Source organism: Aminobacterium sp. (genome assembly GCF_034926885.1).
Taxonomy (GTDB): Bacteria; Synergistota; Synergistia; order Synergistales; family Aminobacteriaceae; genus Aminobacterium.
The window spans coordinates 15,393-41,839 of record NZ_JAYFQR010000014.1; the positions used below are offsets into that span (position 1 = coordinate 15,393).

Annotated in this window: 21 protein-coding genes; 9 read left to right on the forward strand and 12 right to left on the reverse strand. The window is 41.6% G+C overall.

The genetic code is table 11. The annotated features are described in order from the left end of the window. Positions 1 to 14 precede the first annotated feature (14 nt). The 7 genes from VB083_RS06070 to VB083_RS06100 all read right to left on the reverse strand — a co-directional run bounded on the left by VB083_RS06070 (position 15) and on the right by VB083_RS06100 (position 5,030). Entirely contained in the window at positions 15 to 320 is a 306-nt protein-coding gene (locus VB083_RS06070) for an AzlD domain-containing protein (RefSeq protein WP_213691298.1), read from the reverse strand. Beyond that, complete coding sequence (locus tag VB083_RS06075; RefSeq protein WP_213691297.1) at positions 317 to 1,024, reverse strand: AzlC family ABC transporter permease; 708 nt, start codon at positions 1,022 to 1,024, stop codon at positions 317 to 319. Before VB083_RS06075 ends, VB083_RS06070 begins: the two co-directional genes overlap by 4 nt. Before the next feature lie 15 nt (positions 1,025 to 1,039). After that, on the reverse strand, positions 1,040 to 1,663 hold the full coding sequence (locus VB083_RS06080; RefSeq protein ID WP_213691296.1) for an HAD family hydrolase: 624 nt from the start codon (positions 1,661 to 1,663) through the stop codon (positions 1,040 to 1,042). 147 nt (positions 1,664 to 1,810) lie between these two features. Beyond that, complete coding sequence (locus tag VB083_RS06085; protein ID WP_213691106.1) at positions 1,811 to 1,981, reverse strand: hypothetical protein; 171 nt, start codon at positions 1,979 to 1,981, stop codon at positions 1,811 to 1,813. A gap of 21 nt (positions 1,982 to 2,002) precedes the next feature. Further along, positions 2,003 to 2,197 (reverse strand): hypothetical protein, encoded by a 195-nt coding sequence (locus VB083_RS06090; protein ID WP_213691107.1) that lies wholly within the window; start codon positions 2,195 to 2,197, stop codon positions 2,003 to 2,005. A gap of 36 nt (positions 2,198 to 2,233) precedes the next feature. Further along, positions 2,234 to 4,024, reverse strand: a complete 1,791-nt coding sequence (locus VB083_RS06095; RefSeq protein ID WP_323401868.1) for a choline/carnitine O-acyltransferase — start codon at positions 4,022 to 4,024, stop codon at positions 2,234 to 2,236. Beyond that, positions 4,011 to 5,030, reverse strand: a complete 1,020-nt coding sequence (locus tag VB083_RS06100) for an ABC transporter substrate-binding protein (RefSeq protein ID WP_213691109.1) — start codon at positions 5,028 to 5,030, stop codon at positions 4,011 to 4,013. Before VB083_RS06100 ends, VB083_RS06095 begins: the two co-directional genes overlap by 14 nt. Before the next feature lie 160 nt (positions 5,031 to 5,190). Between VB083_RS06100 and VB083_RS06105 the strand changes: the two genes are divergently transcribed. After that, positions 5,191 to 8,133 (forward strand): PD-(D/E)XK nuclease family protein, encoded by a 2,943-nt coding sequence (locus VB083_RS06105; protein ID WP_213691051.1) that lies wholly within the window; start codon positions 5,191 to 5,193, stop codon positions 8,131 to 8,133. Beyond that, positions 8,120 to 11,641, forward strand: coding sequence for a UvrD-helicase domain-containing protein (locus VB083_RS06110; RefSeq protein WP_323401869.1), 3,522 nt, complete (start codon positions 8,120 to 8,122; stop codon positions 11,639 to 11,641). Before VB083_RS06105 ends, VB083_RS06110 begins: the two co-directional genes overlap by 14 nt. A 2-nt stretch (positions 11,642 to 11,643) precedes the next feature. Here the strand turns inward: VB083_RS06110 and VB083_RS06115 are convergent, their stop codons facing one another. Beyond that, entirely contained in the window at positions 11,644 to 12,543 is a 900-nt protein-coding gene (locus tag VB083_RS06115; protein WP_323401870.1) for a YitT family protein, read from the reverse strand. Between the two features lie 136 nt (positions 12,544 to 12,679). On the opposite strand from VB083_RS06115, the gene VB083_RS06120 reads away from it, so the two are divergent. The 6 genes from VB083_RS06120 to VB083_RS06145 all read left to right on the forward strand — a co-directional run bounded on the left by VB083_RS06120 (position 12,680) and on the right by VB083_RS06145 (position 18,850). Beyond that, positions 12,680 to 12,901: a hypothetical protein gene (locus VB083_RS06120; RefSeq protein WP_213691048.1), complete on the forward strand. Its 222-nt coding sequence runs from the start codon at positions 12,680 to 12,682 to the stop codon at positions 12,899 to 12,901. Next, positions 12,898 to 14,802, forward strand: coding sequence for a DNA topoisomerase (ATP-hydrolyzing) subunit B (gene gyrB / locus VB083_RS06125; protein ID WP_213691047.1), 1,905 nt, complete (start codon positions 12,898 to 12,900; stop codon positions 14,800 to 14,802). Before VB083_RS06120 ends, gyrB begins: the two co-directional genes overlap by 4 nt. Before the next feature lie 227 nt (positions 14,803 to 15,029). After that, positions 15,030 to 15,956, forward strand: coding sequence for an ABC transporter permease (locus tag VB083_RS06130; protein ID WP_213691046.1), 927 nt, complete (start codon positions 15,030 to 15,032; stop codon positions 15,954 to 15,956). Positions 15,957 to 15,975: 19 nt separating this feature from the next. Next, complete coding sequence (locus tag VB083_RS06135) at positions 15,976 to 16,869, forward strand: ABC transporter permease (RefSeq protein WP_213699299.1); 894 nt, start codon at positions 15,976 to 15,978, stop codon at positions 16,867 to 16,869. A 9-nt stretch (positions 16,870 to 16,878) separates the two neighbouring features. Further along, a complete protein-coding gene (locus tag VB083_RS06140) occupies positions 16,879 to 17,874 on the forward strand; it encodes an ABC transporter ATP-binding protein (RefSeq protein ID WP_213691044.1) in 996 nt (331 codons plus the stop codon). Further along, complete coding sequence (locus VB083_RS06145) at positions 17,867 to 18,850, forward strand: ABC transporter ATP-binding protein (RefSeq protein WP_213691043.1); 984 nt, start codon at positions 17,867 to 17,869, stop codon at positions 18,848 to 18,850. The genes VB083_RS06140 and VB083_RS06145 overlap by 8 nt, the downstream gene beginning before the upstream one ends. Before the next feature lie 89 nt (positions 18,851 to 18,939). On the opposite strand, the gene VB083_RS06150 is transcribed toward VB083_RS06145, so the two are convergent. After that, positions 18,940 to 19,989 (reverse strand): dipeptidase, encoded by a 1,050-nt coding sequence (locus tag VB083_RS06150; protein ID WP_307879793.1) that lies wholly within the window; start codon positions 19,987 to 19,989, stop codon positions 18,940 to 18,942. Between the two features lie 143 nt (positions 19,990 to 20,132). On the opposite strand from VB083_RS06150, the gene VB083_RS06155 reads away from it, so the two are divergent. After that, the gene (locus VB083_RS06155) at positions 20,133 to 21,572 is read left to right on the forward strand and encodes a leucyl aminopeptidase family protein (protein ID WP_213701409.1); all 1,440 of its coding nucleotides are present in this window, start codon (positions 20,133 to 20,135) and stop codon (positions 21,570 to 21,572) included. 57 nt (positions 21,573 to 21,629) lie between these two features. Here VB083_RS06155 and VB083_RS06160 read toward each other — a convergent pair whose 3' ends face one another. The 3 genes from VB083_RS06160 to VB083_RS06170 all read right to left on the reverse strand — a co-directional run bounded on the left by VB083_RS06160 (position 21,630) and on the right by VB083_RS06170 (position 26,434). Further along, positions 21,630 to 23,576, reverse strand: a complete 1,947-nt coding sequence (locus tag VB083_RS06160) for a S9 family peptidase (protein WP_213701410.1) — start codon at positions 23,574 to 23,576, stop codon at positions 21,630 to 21,632. A gap of 101 nt (positions 23,577 to 23,677) precedes the next feature. After that, positions 23,678 to 25,297, reverse strand: a complete 1,620-nt coding sequence (locus VB083_RS06165) for an ABC transporter substrate-binding protein (protein ID WP_213691040.1) — start codon at positions 25,295 to 25,297, stop codon at positions 23,678 to 23,680. Positions 25,298 to 25,366: 69 nt separating this feature from the next. Then, positions 25,367 to 26,434, reverse strand: a complete 1,068-nt coding sequence (locus VB083_RS06170; RefSeq protein ID WP_213691039.1) for a P1 family peptidase — start codon at positions 26,432 to 26,434, stop codon at positions 25,367 to 25,369. Between the last annotated feature and the right edge of the window lie 13 nt (positions 26,435 to 26,447).

A 26,447-nucleotide genomic window follows, 5' to 3' on the forward strand; every position in this document is an offset into this window, starting at 1 on the left:
AAAAAATGACACTGTTAACTTAAACATAGCGTCACATAGGTAATAAAAATAGCCGCCAATACAGAGAAAATCAATCCCCTTCCAAACCATGAGAAGATAGCTGCCGTACCAATGCCAGCTAATGTGGGAATTACCATCTCAGAAGAAGATTCTGCTACGCCTCTAACAATAAGAACTCCAAGAGCAGTGTAGGGAATGGCAAAAAGGAACTTCCTCATCGAAGGAGATATGGTCTTTTGGGATAATATCCAAAAAGGGCAAAATCTTGGAATGTACGTCACAATAAGCATTCCAATAATAAGGGGCAAAGAACTTTTCATATCTTTTCTCCTTCGTAAGAGTCTTTCAAAAGAAAAGGACCGGCCGAAGAACCAACTATAATAGCTGTAATAAGCTTCCAGCCATCAGGGAAAAATTCCAAAGCGTCAAGAATAAAATAAACCAAACCGGAGAAGCCAGCTAAACAAAGAGCCGTCATAGATTTCCTTATTTCCGGAATCAAAATAGCAGTAAACATAGCGTACAGTCCTACTCCCAAACTAATCTGAACAGTCTCGGGCAAAACAGTACCGACAGCATACCCCAATGCAGTTCCTGCTATCCACGCCGCGTAAGACACCCCATTTAATGCCATCAAGAAAAAAGGAGACAGCTCTTTACCTTGCAAAGAAGCTACAGAAAAAGTTTCGTCTGTAATGCCAAAGGCTATAAATGGTAGCCACTTCTTATTTACATTTTTGAGACGAGCTGCCAATGAAGCTCCCATAACCATATGGCGCAAATTCAGAAGAAAGGTTGCCAAAATAATATCTCCTGTGGCTATCCCGGCCCTGAGAAGATCCAACGCCATAAATTGACTTGCTCCTGCAAAAACAAGGATAGAAAAAAGGCAGTTTTCACCAAAAGATACCCCTACATTACGAGCTAAAAGTCCGAAAGCCATGCCAATTGGTATGTACCCAATGACAATAGGAATACCTGCCTTGAATCCGCTATAAAGGCTGTTTCTCTCTATTTCTTTCATATCCTTAACAAACCTCTAAAAAAGAGTAAGTATGTCTTCTATTTTATCGAAGGTATAATAAGCACCAGAATTTTTTAATTCGTGGGACGAGAAATTACCAGTAGTCAAACCAACTCCACGAACTCCAGCAGCAACAGACGTCATCATATCAAGGTCTGTATCCCCTACGTAGAATATTTCTTCAGGAGCAGCATCTAAAAGTTCCATGCTTTTATGCAAAATATCAGGAGCAGGCTTAGGATGTTCTACATCCTGAATACCGATAATATGCTCAAAAAAGCCATCAAGTTTTTGAGACTCTACCACCGGACGTGCATTTTGGCGATTCGATGCCACTGCAAGACGAATTCCCTTATTGCGAAGAGATTCCAAGAGCATGACTGTGCCTGGAAAAAGCCGAATTCCAGCATATTCCTGCTCTACAAAAAATCCTCTATACTGAGTAAGCCATTCTTCTTTAAACTCTCCCCAAAGCTGAAGCCAAGAATCTCGGATAGGCATACCAATAGTCTTCAAGACCTCTTCTCTCGTTACCTTACGCAATCCGTGCTCTTGTGCCAAACGATTGGTGCAATCAGTAATTGCATAACTGCTATCAGCCAAAGTCATATCAAAATCAAAAACGACAGCTTTTATCACGTTAATTCCACCTTGTCAAAAAAATTGCTTGACTCAAAAATTTTTAGATATTAAAGAATCGTACCTTAAGAAAAAGAAAAAAGCAAAATTCCGGTGTTTCCTTTTACACAAAGGAAACACCGGAAGATTGGTCATTCCTATTAAACTTTAATCGTAAAGGACCGATTTACTAATCAAAATTTTATTACCTCGAAATTCGAGTAATTCGAGAGTAATAATATTATCTTTGAATTTCATACTATTTCGTACCCACAGCATAACGTCGCCATGGGAAACGAGAACGAAAGATTCTGGATCAATCGGTTTTTGGCTCTTCACGAGAGCCGATGCATCTTCTCCTCAAATACCTCTGTAATATCCCCAATCAAGATACAGAGGTTGAGGCAAACGCTGCAAAAACTCCAGTGCCTGATCAGAAAAAGCAAAGGTAAGCTCTGAAGTATTTTGTGGCGCTTCCAAAGCAAAAAGAACTGACCCTGTCGAAAAAATATAGAGACTGCATACGAGCATTACTGATAAGACTATTTTTCTCACTCTACCCCTCCTCACGAATACCCCCAATAGTATATATTAGAATATCTGCCAAGTCATCATTTCCTCAAGGGAAGAAAACATATTTTCAATAAAAATCTTCAGACGAACCTCTTCGCTACATCGAGATGAAAAACTAAACCGAAGAGAATGAGGATACCTGAGATAACGAACCGCAAAGCCTTTCTCTTCTACTGGCCCATACCCTGCTGCTTTAAGACCAGTAGGTAATGTCGTACTTGTGGTAATTTCATTTTGAGTAAAATGTAACCAGCCTGGGGATTGGAATATATCAGGCATTTTCCCATCCTTGGAATTTTCTTTCCACACTTCGTAGAGCAAAGATAAATGAGCTTCCGGACCATAACCGTTCATATACATAGCAATTCTTTCTCGATGAGACTGAGAAACTCTTTGTAACAACTCTTTTAGATTTTCTTTCTTATACCCTTCTCTCATTCTCTTAACCAAGAGAACAGAATCTTTTGTAACAGGGCGCATTCCGTCTGTTCGTCCCTTTCGAAAGTGACGAAGATGAACCGATTCAAAAACATGAGGGAGAGAGGAAAAGCTCTTAAAAAAACTTGATTGAATAGCCACTTGAACGAAAGCATCTGTGCTAAGAGAATGCTTTTTTATATCCTCTAATCCAAAAGAAGGAAAATCTCTAACGATTAAAGACGTTCCTTTTATCATTGAGTCAAAATGTGCTGCAGCTTTTTCTATAGCTTTACATAGTGAGGAATCAAGAATAAACGAAACTTTTTTTGCCAGTGTTCCCACCATAACTCCTCGTGGAAAGATAACCTTTTCATCTTCAGTAACCCATCGAACTAATCGAGTGACCGCAGCTCCATCCAAACCTGAATGTTCAAAACAAAGCCCTCTATATCCTGGACCAATAATTAACTGTAGAGATTTATCAAACCATCGATCTCCTCCTTTTCCATGCCAAACATTTCTGCACACATTCATTGTGTGAGAGAGTGGATGATCTTCTAAGCAAACAACAAAAAGAGCTTTCTCCAAAATATTCATGACATGAATATTTTGAGAATCAACCTGTAAAAGCCGTTTTCGCCAATAGAACCAATACGTTCTAGGAAGGGTTGTCAGAAGTGCTGGAGAAGATATTCTTTCTGTAGACACATCTCCTTCAGAGAAACTCTGCAAAATAGATAAAAAAACACCACTTAATTCTTTAGTGTCCCTAATGTCCCCCTTATCAGAAAGAACATCAACCTTATAGAAATTACCCTTAAAGATTACAATAATATGAGACTCTTTTGTGGTAACCTCTCCATTCGAGCTCCAAGGTGATTTTAAAAAGTCTTGATTGAGTCCAGGAATTCTCGTTGTCGAAAAAAAATTTTTATATTGTTCCAAACTTAAAGGATTTCGCTCATCCCATTCTATTTCTGGATTTTGCAACAGGTTTTCTCGAAAACGCAAAAATGAAACAACACTTTTCGCTGCCCTATCACATAGAGATAAGCTATATGAAGTTGAAGAATCGTTGAAGACATAATAAGGATTACTGTATATAGGCAAAGGATCTCTCGCTTTTAAATACCATTTTTCCCAATAAGGGAGATTTTCAAGAAAAGACTCTTCTTCGGTCAAACGTTGTTCTAGCATCTTTTGCAAAAAAGGTCCCTTCTCTGGCGATTGCAAAAAATTTTTCACCGCTTTTTGAGTCGTTTCTATTTCATTAGAAGAGAGAAACGGCTTGCTCCACATGGAAAACAACTGACAAGTTTTATTTAAATCGGAAAAAGAAAGAGCCGGCAAGCGGCTCTCTTTCGAACAAAAATATTTATATTTTTTCATTTTTTAACGCATCTTCTACGTTTTTGATCACGAGAGGATCATCAAGCCATTGATGCCAACGTTCCGAATAATGCTTTAAAAACCAAACTGCCGCTTCAAAAGAAGAAGCACTTTCTCTTTTCATATATGCTAAAAAGGTGTTTGTCTCACCCATAGTCGTCTCATATTTTATAAGAAAATTTTCTATCTCCGGATTTTCCTCAGCAAACACCGTGTTTATAGTCTTTAAAACCCTTGAAGCAGGAAAGTCACATCCTCCAGATGTATTCCATACTTTTTCATCATAAGGAGGTTCTTCTAATTTCGTCATATCATACATTCCCAAGATAGGAGTGGGCTCCCAATAGTATGCAAGAACAGGCTTCCCTTTTTCATATGCAGATGCAATAGCTGTGGCAAGGGCGCTTGCCGAACCACAATAGAAAACAGTATAACGGGAATTCAGTCCATAGGACTTCATTTTTTTCTCGTTTGTAACGCTTACGTTCCAGCCAGTTGGTCCGTTATAAAAACGTCCTTTTTGAGGATTTTCGGGGTCTCGAAATAGTTCCCAATAACGAGACAGATCCTTTACACTTTTTAAATCCGGTGCCATAGGTTTAATTCCCCGATTTGGATCTCCCTTAATTAAATATGTAGGAACATACCATCCTTGAGGAGCATCTGGAAAATTCTTCCCCAAAGACCGTAACTTACCGCGCTTCTCTGCTTTCTTCCAAAATTCACCAGCATTGTCTACCCAAGTTTCCATGGCAATATGAACATCCCCTCGTTCCAATCCCATAAGCCCAGGCACAACTTCCGCAAACGTATAAATTACACTCCGTCCAAAACCTTTTTCGATAATATACGCTGCAATTCTGTTATGAACTTGAACACTTTCCCAACTAAAATCAAGGAAAATAACAGGACTTTCTGTGGAAAAACCACAAGAAGCTAGATTAAAAAGAACAACTGACAACGTAAACATAAACAATATTTTTCTCCACCATTTTTCACTTTTCATATCAAAACTCCCTTCTAAAATTTAGTATAATAATTTGATTATAACATAAGGGCATAAGCATCATTGATGTATAATTGATCAGAATAAGACGACTTGCCCCATTAAAAATATCTTTGAGGTAAAATAAATGTGGATGATTACATGATTGGGAGGGCTTTTTATGACAGTATCACCTCGTATAGTTCTTTATCGAAAAGTTTCAGAACTTGAAAGAGAGCTTCATTTAGCAGCCCAAAAGCCTTCCTGTATATTTTTTGTTCCCACGAGCAGAGATAGAAAATTATTGCAAGATGTTATTTTTCCCCACAATATGGCAGGACAAAGTGCTCCCGCTATTTGGCGATGGGATGATCTTATCCGCCAATTTGAAACATTCATATCTGACAATTCTGAAGGAGGTCAAAATAACTACATTCGCCAAATTGATCCTCCTGACCACTGGCTCATTGTTCGGTATATCGTTAAAGATTTTTTGGAAAGTCAAAAAGGAAACACACTTCTTCCTCCTGGAGTGTGGCAAACCGGCTTTATTTCAACATTGGGAGACCATTTTAGAGAGTTATTACGAGAAGCTGTTTCGCCAGAAACATTGGGGCTCTCTCTTGAGTGTGGTAATTGTAACCGAGAAAAATGTCCCCATATTCACACACCAGAAGGAATTCTCTGTCACCTTTTTCACCTTTACGTAGAATATTTAGAGAGATGGCATCTTGTAGATAGTGCGCAAATTCCTCTTATAGCTCTTCGTTTCCTCAAAGAGGGTCCCTCTTCACTGCTACGATGGGTTGTTAATCGCCATTTCGTATTTGTTGGATTTCTAAGCTTTAATTCAAGTCAGATACATCTGCTTTCACATCTCTCTTCGTTAGGAGCAACAATAACAATATATACACCACAAACGGGTTTAGATAATTTTTACACCACAGTAGATCAGTTTCCCGGAGCCTTGGTAGAAAGTCTTCCCTCATCGGGGACACTGAACGCCCTGCGAATTACATCGGGATCTCCACGAATGGAAATGGAAACACTGGCACGAGAGCTTGTATTGTGGAAGAACCAGAAAGGCTATATTACAGAGCATAATATTCTTCCTTCTACAACCTCGTGGCAGAAAATGGGCATGGTTATAGACAGTCCTTGTCTGGCTTTGGCAGAAGAAGTATTGACTCGATATCATATTCCTTATTCCATTCATGAGGGGCTTACAGTAGAACAAACTCCTCTCTGGGATTTGGCCCGAAGGATATGGTCTGCTGGTGAAAAACAATGGCCTGTTGAAGAAACGTGGAATATCCTTCGTGAACCATCCCTCGCGGGAAGGGAAATTCAGACACCGCCTCCTACAGACATATTCAGTCTTAGTGAGGGAGGCTGGATTGACCTACTAAAACATAGAGCACCAGAACGAGGTGTTCTTTCATTTAAAAAAATGTGTCAGTTTATCAAAACCATGGAAAAAGGCGGAACTCCAGCAGATTTGCTTTCCGCCCTATACACCCTAGCCGCAGAATCACCTTCTTGGGGCAACGAACTCTCCCTTTGGGTCATTGATCATCCGGAACTTGATGAGTCTGTTCGCCGTCTTCAGGCAGCATTACGTGAAACAGAACAAAAAGTAGAAAGTCTCGGAGAACTCCAAGATCGAATAGGCAATGCAGGAAAGGTACATTTTTCAGGATCGGAAGCTATCTCTTTCTTACATCACTGGGCTTCTATAGCCACTATCTGGCTCCCTGCGGCAATAGAGGGAACACTTTCTTTATTTGTCGGGACTCCGCCAGTCCTTACACAGAAATCTCTTTGGATAATGCCTGGTACTACTGCATCTATGTGGCCCGGCAAAATAAGCGAATCCTCCCTTCTTCCTGATGATCATAAAATGACACTTCATGAAATGATGGGAACAGAACGGGGACATCTTCCCTTACTTAAAGAAAAAAGAGAACAAAGAGAAGCTCTATTCAGACGACTGTTGGCCTGTGGAGAAAAGGCCATAATTATAAGTTCTCCACTTGCGGACGGATCGGGGAAACCTCTTCCGCCCTCTCCATTCATCGGAAAGTCTTTCTCGGAAAAGTGGATTTATTCAAAAGAAGAAATTCCTCCTCTCGAGAGAACATTGAGTCATCTTCTGCCTAAAAAAGAGGAGCCTGCTATTGAAGGTGTTGAGATCAGAGAAGATGCCTACCCATATACAGGCAGACAACGCTACCTTCCTGAGGAAAGAACGGAAGTTCCAGTATCTCCTAAAGGGCAGCTTAGCAAGCTTGACGAATATATGGATTGCCCTTTTAGATTTGCGAACCTCAACTGTCTCAATATAGACGAACCCGTATCTTCAGGACTGGATCTGGCACGAAGCGGAAGTACGCTGCACCAACTTTGGAATAAAGTATGGGAAACATATGAAGAGACAGGAGAATCTCTCTCCCTACTTGCTCGCCGTTATTGGGAAGAAATAGTAGAGGACGCTTATCCTGACCTGCTTCAGAGATCCTCTCTTACCAGACATAATGAACGACTTCTGCAACAGACCTTAAAACTGGCCGATCTTCAACAAATCATGGAAGAAAATGGCCTGGAGAAGCTTCGCTACAGACAATATAGAGAAATGGATCTTCCCCTCCTCAGTGTAAATGGGGTTCCTTTTACAGGTAGAGCCGACAGGGTGGAATTTCTCAATGATGGAAGAATTATTATTCTCGACTATAAGCTCGGCAGCGGAAACGGCCGCAATAAAAATCTCCAATTAGCTGCATATACCCTAGCAATCCAAGAAGGAGAAGGAACGTTGCCTGCGCATATGCCCAATCTCCGCGTAGTAGGAACTCTCTATCTCTGTCATAGTGACACTTCTATTGTAGGTGCTGTCGAAGAACAGGATATTCTAGAGATTACGGGCTGTTCAAATGCGCGAAACGGAAACACACTAGAAGATCTCATTGAAGCGACAAAAGTTGGGCTGAACAATATGGCACAAAGCCTTCGGTCTGGTATATATGCCCCTAACTATGATTCAAAAGCATGTCACTACTGCTCTCTCAATCTTATGTGTAGAAAAAGTGAACTTGCAAGCAAAGGAGAAAAAGATGAAGACAAATAACACTCTTGCGCAACATATAAAAGAACAGATAAAAGAGCAGACTGAGGCCGTTCCAGGACAATACGAAGCAATAACTTCTGATTCCCCCCTTGTTGTAGTTAGCGCAGGAGCTGGAACTGGGAAGACGTGGACTCTCGCATGGCGCTTCATCTGGGCTCTTATTTCAGGCCGCGCAGCAACTAATGAGATTCTTACGTTAACCTTTACCGAAAAAGCAGCTTTGGAAATGGCTGAGAGAATTAAAAATATGCTCTTTCAACTAGGGATGAAACACCCCTCATATAGAAGCTTATTTCAAGATGCCGCTGACCGTATTGACGAAGGGTATATTTCTACCATTCACGCTTTTTCCATGAGAGTGCTTAAAGAATGCGGGCTTGCTACTCATCTTGACCCAGAATCTGGAGTTGTCGCTCCTCCTCAGGAAAGTATTTTTTGGAAAGAAGCAGAAGAAGCTCTCGATCAGTGGAATAAAGAATGGTTTCAGAGAGGTCTGCCATCCTTATGGACAGAAAGGGTACGGACCCTCTTTACAGACCCTCTCTTCATGAATATTATTAACGCCTTTGGGCCAGAAGCAGTAACAACTCATGCTAGGCAATCCCTAGCCCTCTTTGCCAGCCAAGGATATGGTCCAGAAGATATTTGGCAATGGAGCAACGTTCTTCCAGATAGAGACCAGTCCACTCTAGAACAAGCTCAGACAAGCTTGTATCAAAAATGGGAAAAAGAATGGCTTCGTTTTCTGGAACCTGATATCGGCATCTTTTATAACCTCAAAGAACTCAAAGGGAAAAGTCAATTAAGTAATCGCATTCAAAGTTTAATGAAACAATGGGGTGAAAGACCTTCTCTACATGATATGCCGCTTTTTGTACTTTCACTCATAGATACGCTGAAAGGGGCTCGCGGAAAACTTTCAGATGAAATTGCCGAATCTCTTGGAGAAGCAGTCTCTCCGTACAGAAATCGCCTAAAAAAAGACGAACCATGGCTTAGTGCATTTCATTCAGGATTTGATTCTGACGAACAGCTTTCACGCATATGTATGCTTCGTATCGCTGCTGTATTCTGGCAAATTTGGAATGAATTCCGCATTAGAAAGAACAGGCTTTCTTTCGACGATATGATCAGTTATGCAATAGAAGCCCTTGAACAGAGTCCATCATATGCTGGCCGTTTTAAAGAAATTCTCGTTGACGAATTTCAAGATACGAACCCTCTTCAGGATCGTCTCATTCAGGCTGTTAGACGATATAATCAACGTCTTTTTCTTGTAGGTGACGTAAAGCAGTCTATCTATCGCTTTCGTCATGCTGATCTTTCTCTCTTTGCTTCGTATATAAGAAAAGCCAAAAGCGGAGAAGGAGAATATATTGCTCTCAATAAAAGTTTCAGAAGCAGGGAAAACCTTGTTTCTGAGGTAAACAACCTTTTTGCTTCCATATGGAAAGACGGACTCGGGCAAAACCTACAATTGCCCTTTGAACCTTTGGACGTTCCGAGAAATCTCGACACGTATAAAACTCGTCAGCAATGTACCGTCGACCCTTTAGTTATCTACCTTGAAGAAGGAAAAGAGAAAGAAAAAGTCGGAGATATGCGCCTTCGACAAATTAGACGTCTCGCTAGTCTTTTCTCTCGTTATCATAATGATAAACACACGATTTGGGACAAAAAACAAGAATGTCTCCGTCCTGTGCAATGGGAAGATATGGCAATTCTTGTCCCTTCTCGAACTACGTGGTTTCCTCTGCTCGAGAAGATTTTCTTCGAAGAATTTCAGATTCCCATTTATTTTGAAGGAAGTACCCGTTACTTCTCTCGAAGCGAAATACAAGATATCATTGAACTGCTTAACCTTTTGGATGATCCCGAGAACGAAAACTATCTTATAAGTTTTCTTTCTTCTCCCTTTTCGACACTATCCCTTGATGATGTTCAAGAGCTTGTCAAAACAACAACAAAAGGATACAGATACAAGACCTTTCAACAACAATGGCCTCATCTGGCTCAGCAGATTCAGGAATGGCGTTTAATGGCTCATTTTCTTGGCCCATCATCGGTACTTGCCTCCTTCCTTGGCCGAGGAAACGAAACATTACTTAGTTTCCCTGCGTGGAAGAGACGAAGTGTAGCCGCCAATATACGCAAAGCCATCGATATTGCCAGAGAATTTGAAGAAACCATCGGAATAAGTCTACCAGGCTGTGCAAGATACCTTCGTGATGCCGTGGAAAAGCAAGAAAAAATAACTGAAGCAGAAGTATCAGGAGAACATGAAGATGTTATTCGTGTCATGACCGTTCATGGGGCTAAAGGATTGGAATTTCCCGTTCTCGCCGTTATGGGCTTGGAAAGAAGCAGCAGTGACGGTGAAAAAAAGGGACTCATGCCTTCCAAACAAATGGGAGTAGCCTTGAGGCATTTCCCTGACGAAAAATCTTCCAATCCGCCCTTGGCATGGTCTCTCTCTAAACTGTTGGATGAGCAAGAAGAATATGAAGAATGGCAACGTCTCTTTTACGTAGCCTCAACACGAGCACGAGATAGTCTGGTTTTATGTAGTCTCCTTCCTCAAAATAAAGATGGATACTCTATTTCTGAGAAATCATGGCTTAATATGCTCCTGACATGGAAGCCCGGATTGCCACTTTGCAATGACGAACCACCTTCTGTCATTAATGTGAAGCTACAAAAAGAAACAACAGAAAACATAGCGTCTTTCGTACCTCTTCCACAACCGGAACCTCAATTTTTATCTAAAATAAGCGCTACATCATTTGCTCTTTTCCAATACTGCCCTTACGCCTTTCGACTAAAACACAGGCAAGGGCAAGAACTCGTATGGGAACAACCAAGCGATGACTCGACAGAGGGAGGAACAGACGTAGGGAGTTTGGTACACATTCTCCTCTCTCGATGGGATTTTATATCTGTACCACTCGATTCCTTCTTTCCTCAAAAAAATTGGCTTGAGTTTGCAGAAACATTACCATCAGAGCTTAGGCCAGTCTGGAAAAGAACTCGCACGAGAGAAGATGTATATTCTTGGCTTTTCTCCTTTCAAGAGAGTTCTTTGGTTAAACAGATTCGGGAAAACAGGACAACAATCCGCAAGGAGTTCCCTTTCCGCGTCTCTTTGCCAGAAGGTCCAACTATGGGAGGATCTATTGATTTACTTTGGAGGGAAAAAGACACTCTTTTCATTCGCGATTACAAAATAACAACCCTTGCTCACGTACCTGAAAACTTGTACAAAGATCAGCTGGCTTTTTACGCATTAGCAATGAAAAAGGCTCTTCATATATCCCAAATCTCTCTTGGCCTATGGCACTTACGAGAAGGAATAGAAGAGCCTGTTCACGTTTCAAATAAAGACTGGACTGCCCTTGAAGAAAGAGTTCGAAAGACAGCACACCTCGCTATATCTGGTCCCTTTAAGCCTATAGAAGGACGCTGTTCTCTCTGTCCCTTTAAACGAGAGTGTACGTGGCCGTTGAAATAGTTCTATAAGGCCTTCCAGCTCTTAAAACCTTTACCAAGAACTTCTGAAGCATCGCTAATTGACATAAAGGCATTGGGATCTTTTTCTCCCAGAAAGCGTTTAAGAGTCACCATTTGACGTGGTTCAAGAAGGGCCAGTAACACTATTCGTTCCTGCCCCGAAAAGCCGCCTTCTCCGCGGAGTAAGGTTACCCCCCTATGAAGGTCTTTCGTAATAAAAGATGAAACGTCATAGGGCTGACTTGTAATGATAAACACCTGTTTTCGCCGGTCAAAAGAACGAGTTGTATTATCTAAGACAATGCCATAAATGTAGAGACCAACAACACCGTAAATTGACGACTGAATGCCAACAACAAAAGCAGATAACGCCAGAATTACTGTATTATAATAAATGGAAAATTGCCCCATCTCTATTCCATATCGTTTACGAAGAGCCATTCCGGGAATATCCATCCCCCCAGTAGAGGAACCCGCCCTAAAAATCAATCCTGCTCCAAAACCCTTTATAACACCTGAAAGGACGGCCGCCATAAATTTATCTTCAAGATCTAGAAGAGGAATAACCTCAAAAACCTTCAATAACAAAGAAAAAAGAACAACAGAATACGCTGTCCAAATAACGAAACGAGGTGAAAGTTCTCGCCACCCCCACGCCATTAATGCAGCATTGGCAATAAGGATACCCCACGCCGGAGAAATACCCCATACATAGTTCGAAAGAACAGCAATACCTGAAACTCCAAGATCAGGAAAACGATTGGGCAAAACAAAAATAACAAAACCAAGAGCCATTAATATATTTCCAACTGTTACGGCAGTAAAAGCCTGCCACTCTCCCTTTATAGCCAAAAATAAACGAATGAGAGATTTTTTTATAGCCAAACGAGAAACGCCTTTCAATCCACATATCCTCCTTAAAAATATATTCCAAAAAATGAATTGTTACTCTAGCGCAGCAGCTCAAGAAAAGCAAGAGACAACCATATTTGGTATAATAATTAGGTTGCAACACTAGAAAAAGAAAGGGTGTGAAGCCGTGTTCATTCCCCTCGAAGGTCAGGGAATCATTTCAGCAGGTAAGATCATTGCCATCGTTCGCCACGGGGACGAAACGGCTCTTTATACGAAAGATGGGTCTGTAGTTGCAACTGGGTTTAAACCAGAGACCCTATCTAGAAGATACCGCGCTTTCGTAAAAGAATCAAGACGTAATGCTTTGGATTTTAAGCAAAAGCACCAAGGAGGAGATTCCGTATGACAGCACCGGCCAAACAGTACACGGCCAAAGATATACAAGTACTTGAAGGCTTACAAGCCGTTCGTAAACGTCCAGGCATGTACATCGGGGACACAGGGGCCAGAGGCCTTCACCATCTCGTGTACGAGGTCGTAGACAATTCAATTGATGAAGCCATAGCTGGCTACTGCAGCAAGATAAGTGTTGTAATTTATGAGGATGAGAGTGTCTCTATAGAAGATAACGGCCGAGGCATTCCAACAGAACCTCACCCGTCAAATGGCAGACCTGCATCAGAAGTTGTACTTACAGTTCTTCATGCCGGAGGTAAATTTGACAATCAGGCCTATAAAGTGTCAGGAGGATTGCATGGCGTAGGTATTTCAGTCGTTAACGCCCTTTCTGAATGGCTGGAAATAACTATCCATCGCAATGGACTGGCTAGAACCCAACGTTTTGAGAAGGGGACACCAGTAACTGACCTCTCAGATGGCGTTCCAACAGATCAAAATGGAACCTTTGTTCGTTTTATGCCCGACGCTACAATATTCGAAGAAGTTAAATTTTCAACGGATATATTAACTGGTCGCCTTCGGGAAATGGCTTTCTTAAATCCGGGACTCATGATCTCACTTGAAGATCGACGGGTATCAAAGATCATTGAATTCCATTACGAAGGTGGTATTAAAACGTTCATAGAGTACCTCAATAAGGGGAAAACTCCTCTTTTTGCCGATCCCATCGTTATTTCGGGAGAAAAAGATGGGGCATCTGTGGAACTTGGAATCCAATATAATGACGGCTACCTTGAGCGTATCTATGCCTTCGCCAATATGATTCATACGGTCGAGGGAGGTACCCACGTATCCGGTTTCAGAACAGCTTTGACCCGAGCTATAAATGAAGTTGCCAGACGAGCGAAACTTCTTAGAGACAAAGATGAGAACCTTTCTGGTGAAGACCTTAAGGAAGGTCTTACCTGCGTTCTTTCTGTCAAGCTCCCCAACCCGCAATTTGAAGGACAAACAAAAACAAAGCTGGGGAACAGTGAAATTAAAGGTATTACTGATTCCGTTGTATATGACGGTCTTATTACATACCTTGACGAACATCAAGATGTGCTCAAACCTGTTGTAGAAAAAGCTCTTCGTGCTCGACAAGCTCGAGCTGCTGCTAAAAAAGCCAGAGAACTTGTACGCAAGACGGCTATGACAGGAATGAACCTTCCTGGGAAATTGGCCGACTGTTCCAGCAAAGATCCTCATATTAGTGAAGTCTATATTGTTGAGGGAGAATCTGCTGGTGGAAGTGCAAAACAGGGACGAGACCGAAGTTTTCAAGCCATTCTCCCTTTACGAGGGAAAATTCTTAATGTGGAGAAGGCACGCCTCGATAAAGTTTTAAGTAACAATGAAATACGAACTATCATTCAGGCACTTGGATGTGGCATAGGAGAAGATTTTGATTACAGCAAGCTTCGTTACGATAAAATCATCATCATGACAGATGCTGACGTTGATGGTGCTCACATCAGTACGCTCTTGCTCACTTTCTTCTATCGCTATATGCACGATCTTGTTGAAAAAGGACACCTCTACCTGGCCCAACCGCCCCTCTACCGGGTTCAGCGAGGAAAGAATATTTCTTACTGCTTTAGTGATAAAGAGCTGCGCCAAATCATGGATTCTATGGCTGACTCCAAGAAAGCATCAGTGCAGCGATACAAAGGTTTGGGAGAAATGAATCCAGATCAGTTGTGGGAAACAACAATGGATCCGCAAAACCGGCTTCTAAAACGAATAGAAATAGAAGATGCCATGGTCGCAGACGAATACTTCAGCATTCTGATGGGCGATAAAGTTGAACCACGACGAGATTTCATCACTGCCCATGCTCACGAAGTACGGAACCTTGATATATAATTGTAAAAAATAGAGACAACGTCAAATAAGAGTCTCTTTAAAAAAGAGACTCTTATTTGCTTTATTTTGTGCGCTCTGTATAAGATTAAAAAGATTCAATTCATCATAAAATCACTTAATCGAGTATCATTTTATGATGTATCAACATACATAGGGGGTGTGTACTTGACCTAGCTTTTACATACTATTCATCCAAACATATTTGACAACGGAAAGGGAGGATCATCGTGTTTTCGTACATCACGAGGAAAATTCTTTACACAATCCCTGTTGTGTGGGGCGTTATAACAGTCGTGTTTCTTCTTATTAATGTTGTGCCTGGAGACCCTGCCATGATTATGATGGGGCAACGTGGCGACCCGGAAACTCTCGCAAAAATTCGAGCGGATTTAGGCCTTGATCTTCCGCTTCACGTTCAGTACGTCCGCTTTATTACCCAAGTATGTAAAGGGGACCTTGGAACATCCTACCGAACAAATGAAAAAGTTTTAGACGCCATTATCACCCGCTTTGGAGCTACGGCCAAGCTTGCAGCTGGTGCTTTGTTTCTGGGAACCACTATCGGTATATTGGCTGGTATTATTTCGGCAGTTAAACAATATTCCGTTTTTGATTACTCGGCTATGTTTATAGCCATAGCAGGGGTAAGCGCCCCAGTTTTCTGGATAGGGCTTCTTCTGCTTTTTATTTTTGCGTACACCCTTGGTTGGATTCCAGGTGCAGGATTTGGAGACGGATCTATCAAATATCTGATACTTCCCATGATTACATTAGGTGTTCGACCTGCCGCATTAACAGCCCGTCTTACTCGTTCCTGCATGCTTGAAGTTCTTAATCAAGACTACATCCGTACCGCCCGCGCCAAAGGTTTGGCACAAAACATAATTATCATGAAACATGCTTTGAAAAATGCCATGATTCCTATCATCACCATTATAGGAACTCAAATAGCGTCTCTTCTTTCTGGTGCCGTTCTAACAGAAACCATCTTCGCATGGCCAGGTATTGGCCGACTTTCTGTAGATGCACTGATAGCTCGAGATTTCCCTATGATTCGTGGAACAGTTATTTTCATGGCCATCATCTTTCTTGTAGCCAATCTTATCGTTGATATATCTTACGGCTTCTTCGATCCACGAATTCGTTACGACTAGACGTACAGGAGAAAAAATTATGGCAGAAAAACAAAAAAGGAAAGCTACGACAGGAAACCTCTGGTATGAGGCATGGATTCGTTTTCGCCGCAACAAATTAGCAATGATAGGGTTATTTATGGTTATAGCTTTGCTCAGTATAGCTATATTTGCACCATTTATAGCTCCTCACGACCCGGCCAAACAGCTTATTTGGACAGAAGGAGTTAAAGCGAAACTTGCAGCGCCATCTGCAGAGCACTGGATGGGAACAGACCTCTACGGACGAGATATTTTCAGTCGAATTATTTATGGGGCCAGAATATCTCTCCAGATCGGTATTTTTGCAACCATCGTGTCTCTCGTTGTAGGCGTAACCCTCGGAGCATTGGCTGGGTATTTCGGTGGCTATGTTGACGATATTATTTCGTGGGTCATCAACGTAGTATTCGCCTTTCCATTCTTTCTCTTCGTTCTGGCCGTCGTTGCTGTCTTTAAAAATCCAGGAATGATCGTCATTTTCATATCTATTGGTATTGTGACATGGGTACCTATTGCCCGTGTTGCCAGAGCACAGTTTATCTCACTTCGAGAAAGAGAATATGTGGAAGCAACAAAAGCTCTCGGCTTGCCAACGTCAAGAATAATATTCAGGCATATTTTGCCTAACGCTATTGCACCAATAATCGTTCAGGCAACCTTAGGCATGGGTGGAGTTATTACAACAGAAGCAGGGCTTGCTTTTCTTGGTTTTGGTGCTCAACCGCCTACACCCAGTTGGGGACTCATGATATCTGAAGGCCAGCGTTATCTGACTACAGGACAATGGTGGTGGGCTATATTCCCTGGCTTAGCGATCATGTACACCGTTCTCGCTTTCAACTTTGTAGGTGATGGCCTTCGTGACGCCCTTGATGTTCGTTTAAAAAGGTAGGGGAAAAACATGACACTGCTAACAGTCAAAAACTTAAAAACATACTTTGATACAGATGCAGGGACAGTCAAAGCCGTTGATGGTGTCTCTTTCTCCGTTGAACCAGGAGAAACATTGGGTATCGTAGGAGAATCCGGATGCGGTAAATCGGTCACATCTCTCTCTATTATGGGGCTTTTACCTCGTCCTGCTGGACGTATAGCTGGAGGAACAATCCTCTTTGATGGAAAAGACCTTACTAAATACTCAGAGGAACAAATGAGAAAAGTTCGTGGGAATGATATCTCCATGATTTTCCAGGAACCTATGACAAGCCTTAATCCTGTCTTTACGATAGGAGAACAAATTATGGAACCACTTCGACTTCACCAGAAAATGGATAATAAGGCTGCTTTTGAAAAAGCAGTGGAACTGTTGGAACTTGTAAGCATTCCCTCTGCTCGTCAAAGGATGCTGGAATACCCTCACCAACTTTCTGGCGGTATGAGACAAAGAGCCATGATTGCAATGGCATTGGCGTGCAACCCTGCTCTTCTCATCGCAGATGAACCGACTACGGCCCTTGACGTTACAGTTCAAGCACAGATCCTTGATCTTATGAACGAACTCAAGCATAAAATGAATTCCGCCATTATTTTCATTACCCATGATCTTGGCGTTATTGCTCAGATGGCTCAAAAAGTAGTGGTAATGTACGCAGGGAAAGTTGTGGAGAGAGCTCCAGTTGTTCCGCTTTTCAAAGATCCCAGACATCCGTATACGCAAGGACTTTTGAACTCTATTCCTAAACTTCACACGAAGTCTACGCGTCTTGACGTTATTCCTGGAGTCGTGCCAAGCCCATTAAACTTTCCATCTGGATGTAAATTTCATAACCGTTGTTCTCAATGCTTTGAAAGATGCACTAAGGAAGAGCCACCTCTTTATAATCTTTCAGATAATAGGGCTGTTCGATGCTGGCTCTACGAAAACCACTCTGAGAAGGTAGGTGTAGAAAATGAATAAAAATAGCCCAGACCTTCTTAGAGTCGAAGGACTTAAAAAATACTTTCCCATAAAAAAGGGAGTCTTTAAAAAAACAGTAGGCTACGTAAAAGCTGTGGATGGCGTCTCTTTTTCCATAAAAAAAGGAGAAACACTAGGACTTGTAGGCGAGTCTGGATGTGGAAAATCTACAACTGGGCGTACACTTATGCACCTTCTTACGCCTACTGAAGGCTCTGTGTATTTTAAAGGTAAAGATGTGGGAGAAACTTTGAAGGAAAATCCTGCAGAAATTCGAAAAAACATACAAATCATCTTTCAAGATCCTTATGGAAGCCTTAATCCTCGCATGACAGTGCAGGAAATAGTAGGAGAAGCCGTTAAATATTACGGTATTGTCAAAGGCAAGAAGGAACTAGATGAGTATGTGACCGACGTTATTGTTAAGGCAGGTCTTCTTCCAGAACATCGATTCCGTTATCCGCATGAGTTTTCTGGCGGACAGAGGCAGAGAATAGGTATTGCACGAGCTCTTGCTCTCAAACCTGAGTTTATTGTTTGTGACGAACCTGTAAGTGCCCTTGACGTCTCTATACAGAGCCAGGTTCTTAACGAACTTATAGATTTGAAGGAAGAATTTGATCTCACGTACCTTTTTATCACCCACGACCTCTCTGTCGTAAAGTTTATTTCCGACAGAATAGCCATAATGTATCTAGGAACAATTGTAGAGTTAGGTGAAAAAGAAGAGATCTTTGAAAATTCTATGCATCCCTATACTAAAGCTCTTCTTTCCTCTATTCCTCTTCCTGATCCTGAACAGCGAGGAACACGAATTCCGTTGGAAGGTGATATCCCTTCACCGGCTAACCCTCCCACGGGCTGCCGTTTCCACACACGTTGCCCATTCGCCATGGATCGCTGTTCCCAAGAAATTCCGGAACTTGTCGACAGAGGAAACGAACACTTTACTGCCTGTTTTCTCCATGAAAAATAAAAAGCCCGGCTCCACAAAAAAAGCCAGGCTCAATCTATTTTTCAACGAAGTCTCAACAGAGAGAGAATTTTTAAAAATTCTCTCTCTGTTTATCCTATAGTTCTTTCCAAAAATCTCATAAAATTCCCGCCCATAATCTTTATTGCATCTTCCTCACTGTAATCTCTAGCAAGAAATTCCGCAGTAAACTCAAGAGAGCGAGAATGTCCTTTTATGCAATCATAATTTCTATGAGGCCCAGGTTTTGTAAAATCTCTCATTTCATCGCAAAAATCAAAACCAAAACCTATATGCTCAACCCCTGCCAATTCGCGGATATGATCAACATGATTGGCTAAATCTTTTTCATCCAACTTTTTCACATCGGGATCTCCCACAAAAGTACTGCACACATTCATGCCCATCACACCACCTCGCGATGCTAATTTGCGAATTAAATCATCTGTAAGATTTCTCATAGATGGAGCCAGCGCTCTGCAATTAGAATGTGAGGCCATGAAAGGTCCTTCATAAAAAGAAAAGAGATCGTCAAAACCCTCGTCATTAAGGTGGCTTACATCAAGATACATCCCTAAACGAGCTGCTTCTCGAATAACTTTTACACCGAACTCAGTGAGCCCACCTTTTTTCCCTTCTTCTACACTGTGGAAAAAGCAGCCATCTGCTGCGTAATTTCGGCGGCTCCATGTAACACCAATACCTCTGACACCCAATTCATAAAAAATACGAAGCAAAGAAAGGTCGTTTCCGATAGGTTCAAGACCTTCGAATGACAGAAGTATGGCAAGTTGCCCCTTTTCTCTGGCAGCACGAATTTCTCGAGTATTTCTACATAAAACAAAAAGGCCTGGACTTTCTTCCATTTCTGCATGAAGTGCGCTTATTAAATCAAGAGCACGTCGTAACCCCATCTCAGGCAGATATTCATTGGGTATAAAGAGTGAGGAAATAACCAGACCGACACCGCCCGCTTTTAGAGAGGGAAGATAATCTCGTTCAATAACATGAGTTTCACCCTTTAAACGCTTTCCCAAAACCAATGGTAAAAGATCAAAATGCGCATCAACTACTATATTTTTCTCGTGAAGTTTCTGAGCTCTCTCATAATAAGAAAGATTCATGTCGTTCTTATCTGCCATAAATTATGCCTCCAATATAGTAAGGTTGTAATATTCATATGAAGTTGAAAAAAATACACAACTAACCTTCGAGATTATACCCTCTCTTCTATCCTTTGTTGTATAGTAGATGTTTGATGACATTATTTTTGGAGGTGTACGTCATGGATTTTCTAAGTTCTCACCCGTCATACACAACACCTACGAGTGTACGCGGATTTATGATTTTTGAGGATATCAAAATACCTGAATCTCTGACACTCTACAGTAGTTTGGCTTCGAAATGGGGGAAAAAGGGATCTATTCAATTTATTCCGTCCTCTGAAGGCACTCATTGGATCGCCATTATTGGTCTGGGGAAAAAGAGTGATCAAAATTCAGATATTATCTGCCTATACCGCAACAAAACTGCCGAATTTGTAAGAAAAGGAACAGCTATGGGGGTTACTTCCTTTTCTCTTACACTGCCAGAAGACCCAACAGATGCGACAAGTAAAGCTGTAGCTGAAGGAGCCATTTTAGGAAACTATCGATTCACAAAATACCGTACGACCGATACCTCACCAGCCACACAGTGTGAGTCCTTTTTCCTTGAGAAAGGAAACCTCGAAGCCATGGAAAGGGGCCGTTATATCGCTTCTGCTCAAACATATTCCAGAGATTTGGCTAATGAGCCTGGGAACGTTATCACCCCTCTTACAATGGCAGACATCGCCAGAGAAATAGCGTCACAATATAATATGGATCTCACCATTCTTGACGAGCAGCAAATTCAGGACCAAGGCCTTCTTGCTCTCTGGCACGTTGGCAAGGGGTCTAAAACACCTCCGAGACTTGTACATCTTACATATCATCCTCAAGGAATAGAACCCCTTGGAAAGATAGCTATCGTGGGCAAGAGCGTCACTTTTGATAGTGGCGGTCTCTGTATAAAAACAAGAGCTGGCATTAAAACCATGAAATGCGATAAAACCGGTGCTTGTAACGTTTTAGGTATTATGAAAGCTCTTACTCCTCTTCAATGTCCTTATGAAGTACATGGCTTTTTCGGAGCTGTTGAGAACATGCCTGATGGGAATTCGTACAGACCTGATGATATTATCCGTGCATTCAACGGTAAAACAATTGAAATAAAAAATACCGATGCTGAAGGTCGAGTTACTCTTGCTGATATGCTTGCTTATGCATCGACATTCAAACCTCAGGCCATTATTGATATGGCAACTCTTACAGGTGCTGCTGTTACAGCTCTGGGAAACTATACTGCCGGGCTAGTCTGCGATTATGATGAACTAAGCGATGACCTGTTTCAGGTAGCTTCGACAACGGGTGAACGTTTCCACAGATTTTGCATGGACGATGAAAAACTTCGAGAACAAATCGATACTCCTTATGCTGACGTAGTAAACACTGGCGGGCCTGGTGGCGGCGTGATTACAGCAGGAATGTTTTTAAAAGAGTTCGTTGATCCCACCATTCCATGGGCTCATCTTGATATAGCAGCAGTTGACTACTATGAAAAGGAATTCGATTGCTATGGACTCGGAGCATCTGCTTTTGCTACACGAACCTGCCTCGAATACCTTCTAAGAAATCATAAATAACATAAAAATGGAAAAGACGTCCGAAAATTAATTCGGACGTCTTTTTTCAATGCTATTTTACTTCTTCCCTTTTAAGAAACGGTCAAACCACGCTGTCATCTCCTGAAGGCGGGCAAGACGCTGCCGAGGCTTGCCACTTCGGCTCAATTCATGATTTTCTCCCTTGAAAACACACATTTTACTCTCCACGCCATGACGCTTCAATGCAGAAAACATCTGAAGCCCCTGAGAAAGTTCACAGCGATGGTCTTCATCAGAATGGATGAAAAGCGTCGGAGTTTTAGCTTGGTTAGCATACTTCAAAGGAGAATGCCACCATAATTTATCAGCATCCGACCAAATATCAGCATCTTGCTGATCTGGAACAAAGTAATAACCTATATCCGATACGCCAGCTTTTGAAATCCAGTTACTGATACTCCGCTGAGAAACAGCAGCTTTAAAAAGATCGGTGTGTCCAATAATCCAGTTCGTCATAAATCCACCATAAGAACCACCTGTTACGCCAAGGCGATCTTTATCAATAAAGGAAATATTCTCTGTAATCCAATTGGTAAAGGTCATTAAATCTTCGTAATCTATTGTTCCATACTTGCCTCGTATATCATCAAACCCATTTCCTTTCCCGTCACTTCCTCTGGGATTGCAGAAAAAGACACCATAGCCCTGCGCAGCCCAATATTGCATTTCGTGAAAGAACACATCTCCATACGTCGTTTTTGGACCGCCATGTATATCTAAAATGGCAGGATACTTCTGCCCTTCCTCGAAATTTACAGGTTTCATATACCATCCATCGATGGGATCGTCTGTTCCATTATCAACAAGCACATGGATAGGTTCAGAAAGATCGTATTCCTGTAAAAGCCAATCGTTAAAGTGGGTTACCTGCTCTTCTTTTCCATCTTTTACCAGATAAAGCTCTTGAAGTCCCAATCCTTTTAAGCCTATAACCGCAGCCTTATCTCCACATATACGATAATCATCAACCGAAAAAAGCTCGTGAGTCATTTGTTTTATCGAACCATCTGGACAAACAGTATGAAGATAAGATCTGAAGTTATCTGTAGAAACAAACCATGCGGTGTTTCCTTGGGCAAAAAAGGCAAGATTAAGATTTGTCGTTCCATACCGACAATCGCATCCTATGGAATTACGCAACCCTCTGTCTAGTTCGGGAGTAACACAAGATAGACCATCATTATTAAGCTTATAAAATTTAACGTTTTCATTGATTCCATGTTCTTTAAGGTAACTGCCAGTAACCCATATTTCACCATTGACATATGATGCCCAACGACAGGTAAACGTGTCGCCAGTTAAGAGCTCTTTGTTGCTATCCGATTGAAGATCAAATTCAAACAATGAATTATAACGTCCTTTGACGCAACGATATTGCGGCCCCCAAGCTAAAATTTTATTCCCGTTATCACCTACGCAAAAATTCTCAACGTCCATGTCTTGGGGAGAAAGTAACGTGGCCTTCTCTGTAGATAACCTATATAAATAAAGTCCATTTTTACGTTGGGCTGTAAAACCTTTCCCATTGGAACAAAATGGAATCTGTTCAAAAATCATATAATCCGCTTCATAGGGGTTTACATATTCTGGCTCGAAAGAAGCCATCATTAAGAGAAGATCATCGTTAAGGACAACAACGGAAGAGAGAGACATGGGGATACTTTTGAGGAAATGGGCTTCTCCGCCATCCAGAGGGAGGGAATAAAGATGGGTTTCTTTTTTCCCAGGCTCTTTCCTCTCACTGGCGAAGAGGAGAGACTGTCCATCTGGCTGCCATGCAAAAAATTTTTCTTTACCTGATGTGGTTAGTTGTTTAAGCTCTTTGCGAGGAATATTATAAATCCAAAGATTTGTGGCATAACGGTTCTCTTCTTGTAAAGCCTGATGAACCTTGAAGCAAATATGTTCTCCATTCGGTGAAAATATAGGAGTTGAAAGAAATTTATATTTCAGCAAATCCGTTAATTCTACTCTTTGTTTCATAGTGCCAAGAACTCCTTTCGTTCATTTCCATTTTCCATTCAACTGAAAGAGGGAGACCGGAAACGGTCTCCCTCTTTTAATTCAAAAACTATATGAATAGTTTATTTTGCAAGATATACTTGTGTAAGCTTCGTCATATAGTCTCCGAGGAAGTCAAGATGAATATCCTCTACGTTTGGCCCTGCAACAAGGCTGTTTGTGCTGTAGAAAAGGAAGAGCCATACAGCATCATCAACAACTTTCTGCTCGGCTTTTTTGTAAAGCTCGACACGTTTTTCATGATCAGTTTCCTGGCGTGCGGCAACAAGCCACTGATCTACTTCGCTGTTCTTATAACGGGAATAGTTTCCTTGAGGTCCGATATTTCCGGAATAGAACAATGTATAAAGGAAGTTATCGGGATCGACATAGTCTCCAGCCCATCCAGCTCTGAATAGACCGTAATCGCCACGTCGAACGGCATCGTAGTGAGCTCCCACTTCAGAAGAAGAAAGGTTCATCTTAATTCCCAATTCAGCAAGCTGGGCCTGAACTGCTTCGCCAATAGCCTTATGACGTGGGTTGTTATTATAATGAAGTGTCACTTCAAAACCTTTGTCGTATCCTGCCTCTTTCAAAAGTTCTTTAGCTTTCTCTGGATTATACGTATAGCTGTTCATATCGGGGTTATATGCGGGCATACCAGGAGGCAGAACACCCTTTGCAACAGCATAACGTCCATTAAGAACTAATTCGTTGATGGCCTCTCTATTTATAGCGTAGTTCAAAGCCTGACGAACTTTAACATTATCAAAGGGAGCCTTAGTCTGGTTCATTCCATAATATTGAACGTTCAAGCCAGGAATTTCCTGGAACTTATCGCCAAACTCTTCTTTGATTTCGTTATAGTACTCATCAGGAATATCTGGTAATACGTCAATGTTACCTTTTTTAAACTCAAGGTAAGCTACGCTATTATCAGGGATAATAATCAGATCTACCCCATCAAGATAAGGAAGCTGCTTTCCATTAGCATCTTTTCTCCAATAGTCAGGATTCTTTTTAAAGGAAACCAAGCTATCGTGATCCCATTTTTCAAGAATAAAGGGACCTGTTCCCACAGGATGGAAGGTAAACTCTTTGCCCCATTTCTCAGCATCTTCTTTAGGAAGAACGCCGAAGTTAGGGTATGTCAAAACAGCAAGAAAAGGTGCAAAAGAAGACTTAAGAGTAAACTGAACGGTATATTTATCAAGAACCTTGATGCCACTCCATTCATCAACCTTACCATCGTTCAACTCTTCAAATCCGGCAATACTGCTTGCAAAGAAAACACGAGCCGCTTTCATTTTTACTAAACGTTCAAAGCTATATTTCACATCTTCGGCTGTCATTTCACGGCCACCATTGAGAGTGGGTTCGCCTAAAATCGCCTTATGGAAATGAACGCCCTTGCGCAGATGGAAGGTCCAAACTGATGCATCTTCATTGACTTCCCAGCTTTCAGCCAACAAAGGAAGAATCTTTTGACCATCAGCAGATGTTGTCACCAAAGTTTCCAGATACAAATTTGAGCCACGGGTTGCAACAGTAATATTAGAAAAAACAGGATCAAGAGACGGTGGATCGTTAATAAGACGCCATCTCAAAATACCACCGGTCTGAGGTTCAGCAAAAGCCCCAGATACTGCAAAGACACACACTAGCGCTGCAAGCAAAGCTATCCACATTTTTTTCTTCATTCAGTTCTTCCCTCCTACGAGATATAGAAAAGCCCATCGCACCTTGCTAAAAGTATATACATGATATAATCAATGCTTAGAATTATCAATCAGTGTATACAGAAAAGATGCATACTCTTTCAGAGAATGGCGAACATTTCCATCTCGACCTTTTGTAGTTTCTGCACAAATCATCGAGTTGAGAACGGCTTCTTCTGTCGCCTCCACAACTGCTCTAAAAGCTAAATTGATGTGATTTTCGTTGAATATTCCTATGGGACAAACAGGTGCTTTTTCATAATGAGCAAAACGATTAGCTGTTGTAAAAGCAATAGCTATTTCACCACTACCGTTTCCGATATAAGCCCCCGTCCTGGTGATTCCCACTGAAGAGCGACGACAGAGCCGTTTTAACTGGCGTTCTGTCATAGGAATATCTGTTGCTATGACGACAATAATAGAACCTTGATCCTCTTGTGGCTGTTCTAAAGAAACTATACTTTTTCCTACTTTATGACCATCTACAACAAAGTCACCTTTTTCTCCGAAATTGGAAAGGACAAGAACACCAATCGTAAATGTCGAATTATCTATCTCTACAAGCCTGGATGCTGTTCCTATTCCACCCTTTAGCTGATAACAGGACATGCCGCGTCCCGCCCCTACAGAACCTTCTTCAAACTCCGTACCAACATTGGCAAGAGCTTGCAATACATGCTCCTCTCGAATATGGAGACCTCGTATATCGTTGAGAAACCCATCATTACATTCGCATACAACAGGGTTTACAGTTCCTGTTTCTTTACCAATATCAAGGTTTTCTTTGAGCATATAACGAACAAGCGCTTCTGTAGCCGTCCCCGTGCTTAATGTGTTTGTAAGAATAATGGGAGTTTCAAGTGTTCCCAACTCTTCAATCTGAATAAGGCCAACAGATTTCCCAAACCCATTAATAACGTGACATGCTGCAAAAAGTTTTTCCTGAAACATATTGCCCTCATGAGGTATTACAGCAGTAACCCCAGTTTTAATGTTTCCATCGTCTAAGGTGCAATGTCCAACCCTTACTCCGGCAACATCTGTAATGGCGTTAAGCACTCCCCTTTTCATACAACCAATGTGGATACCGTAATCGGCAATACGTTTCTGCGATTTCATTATTTTCTCCTCA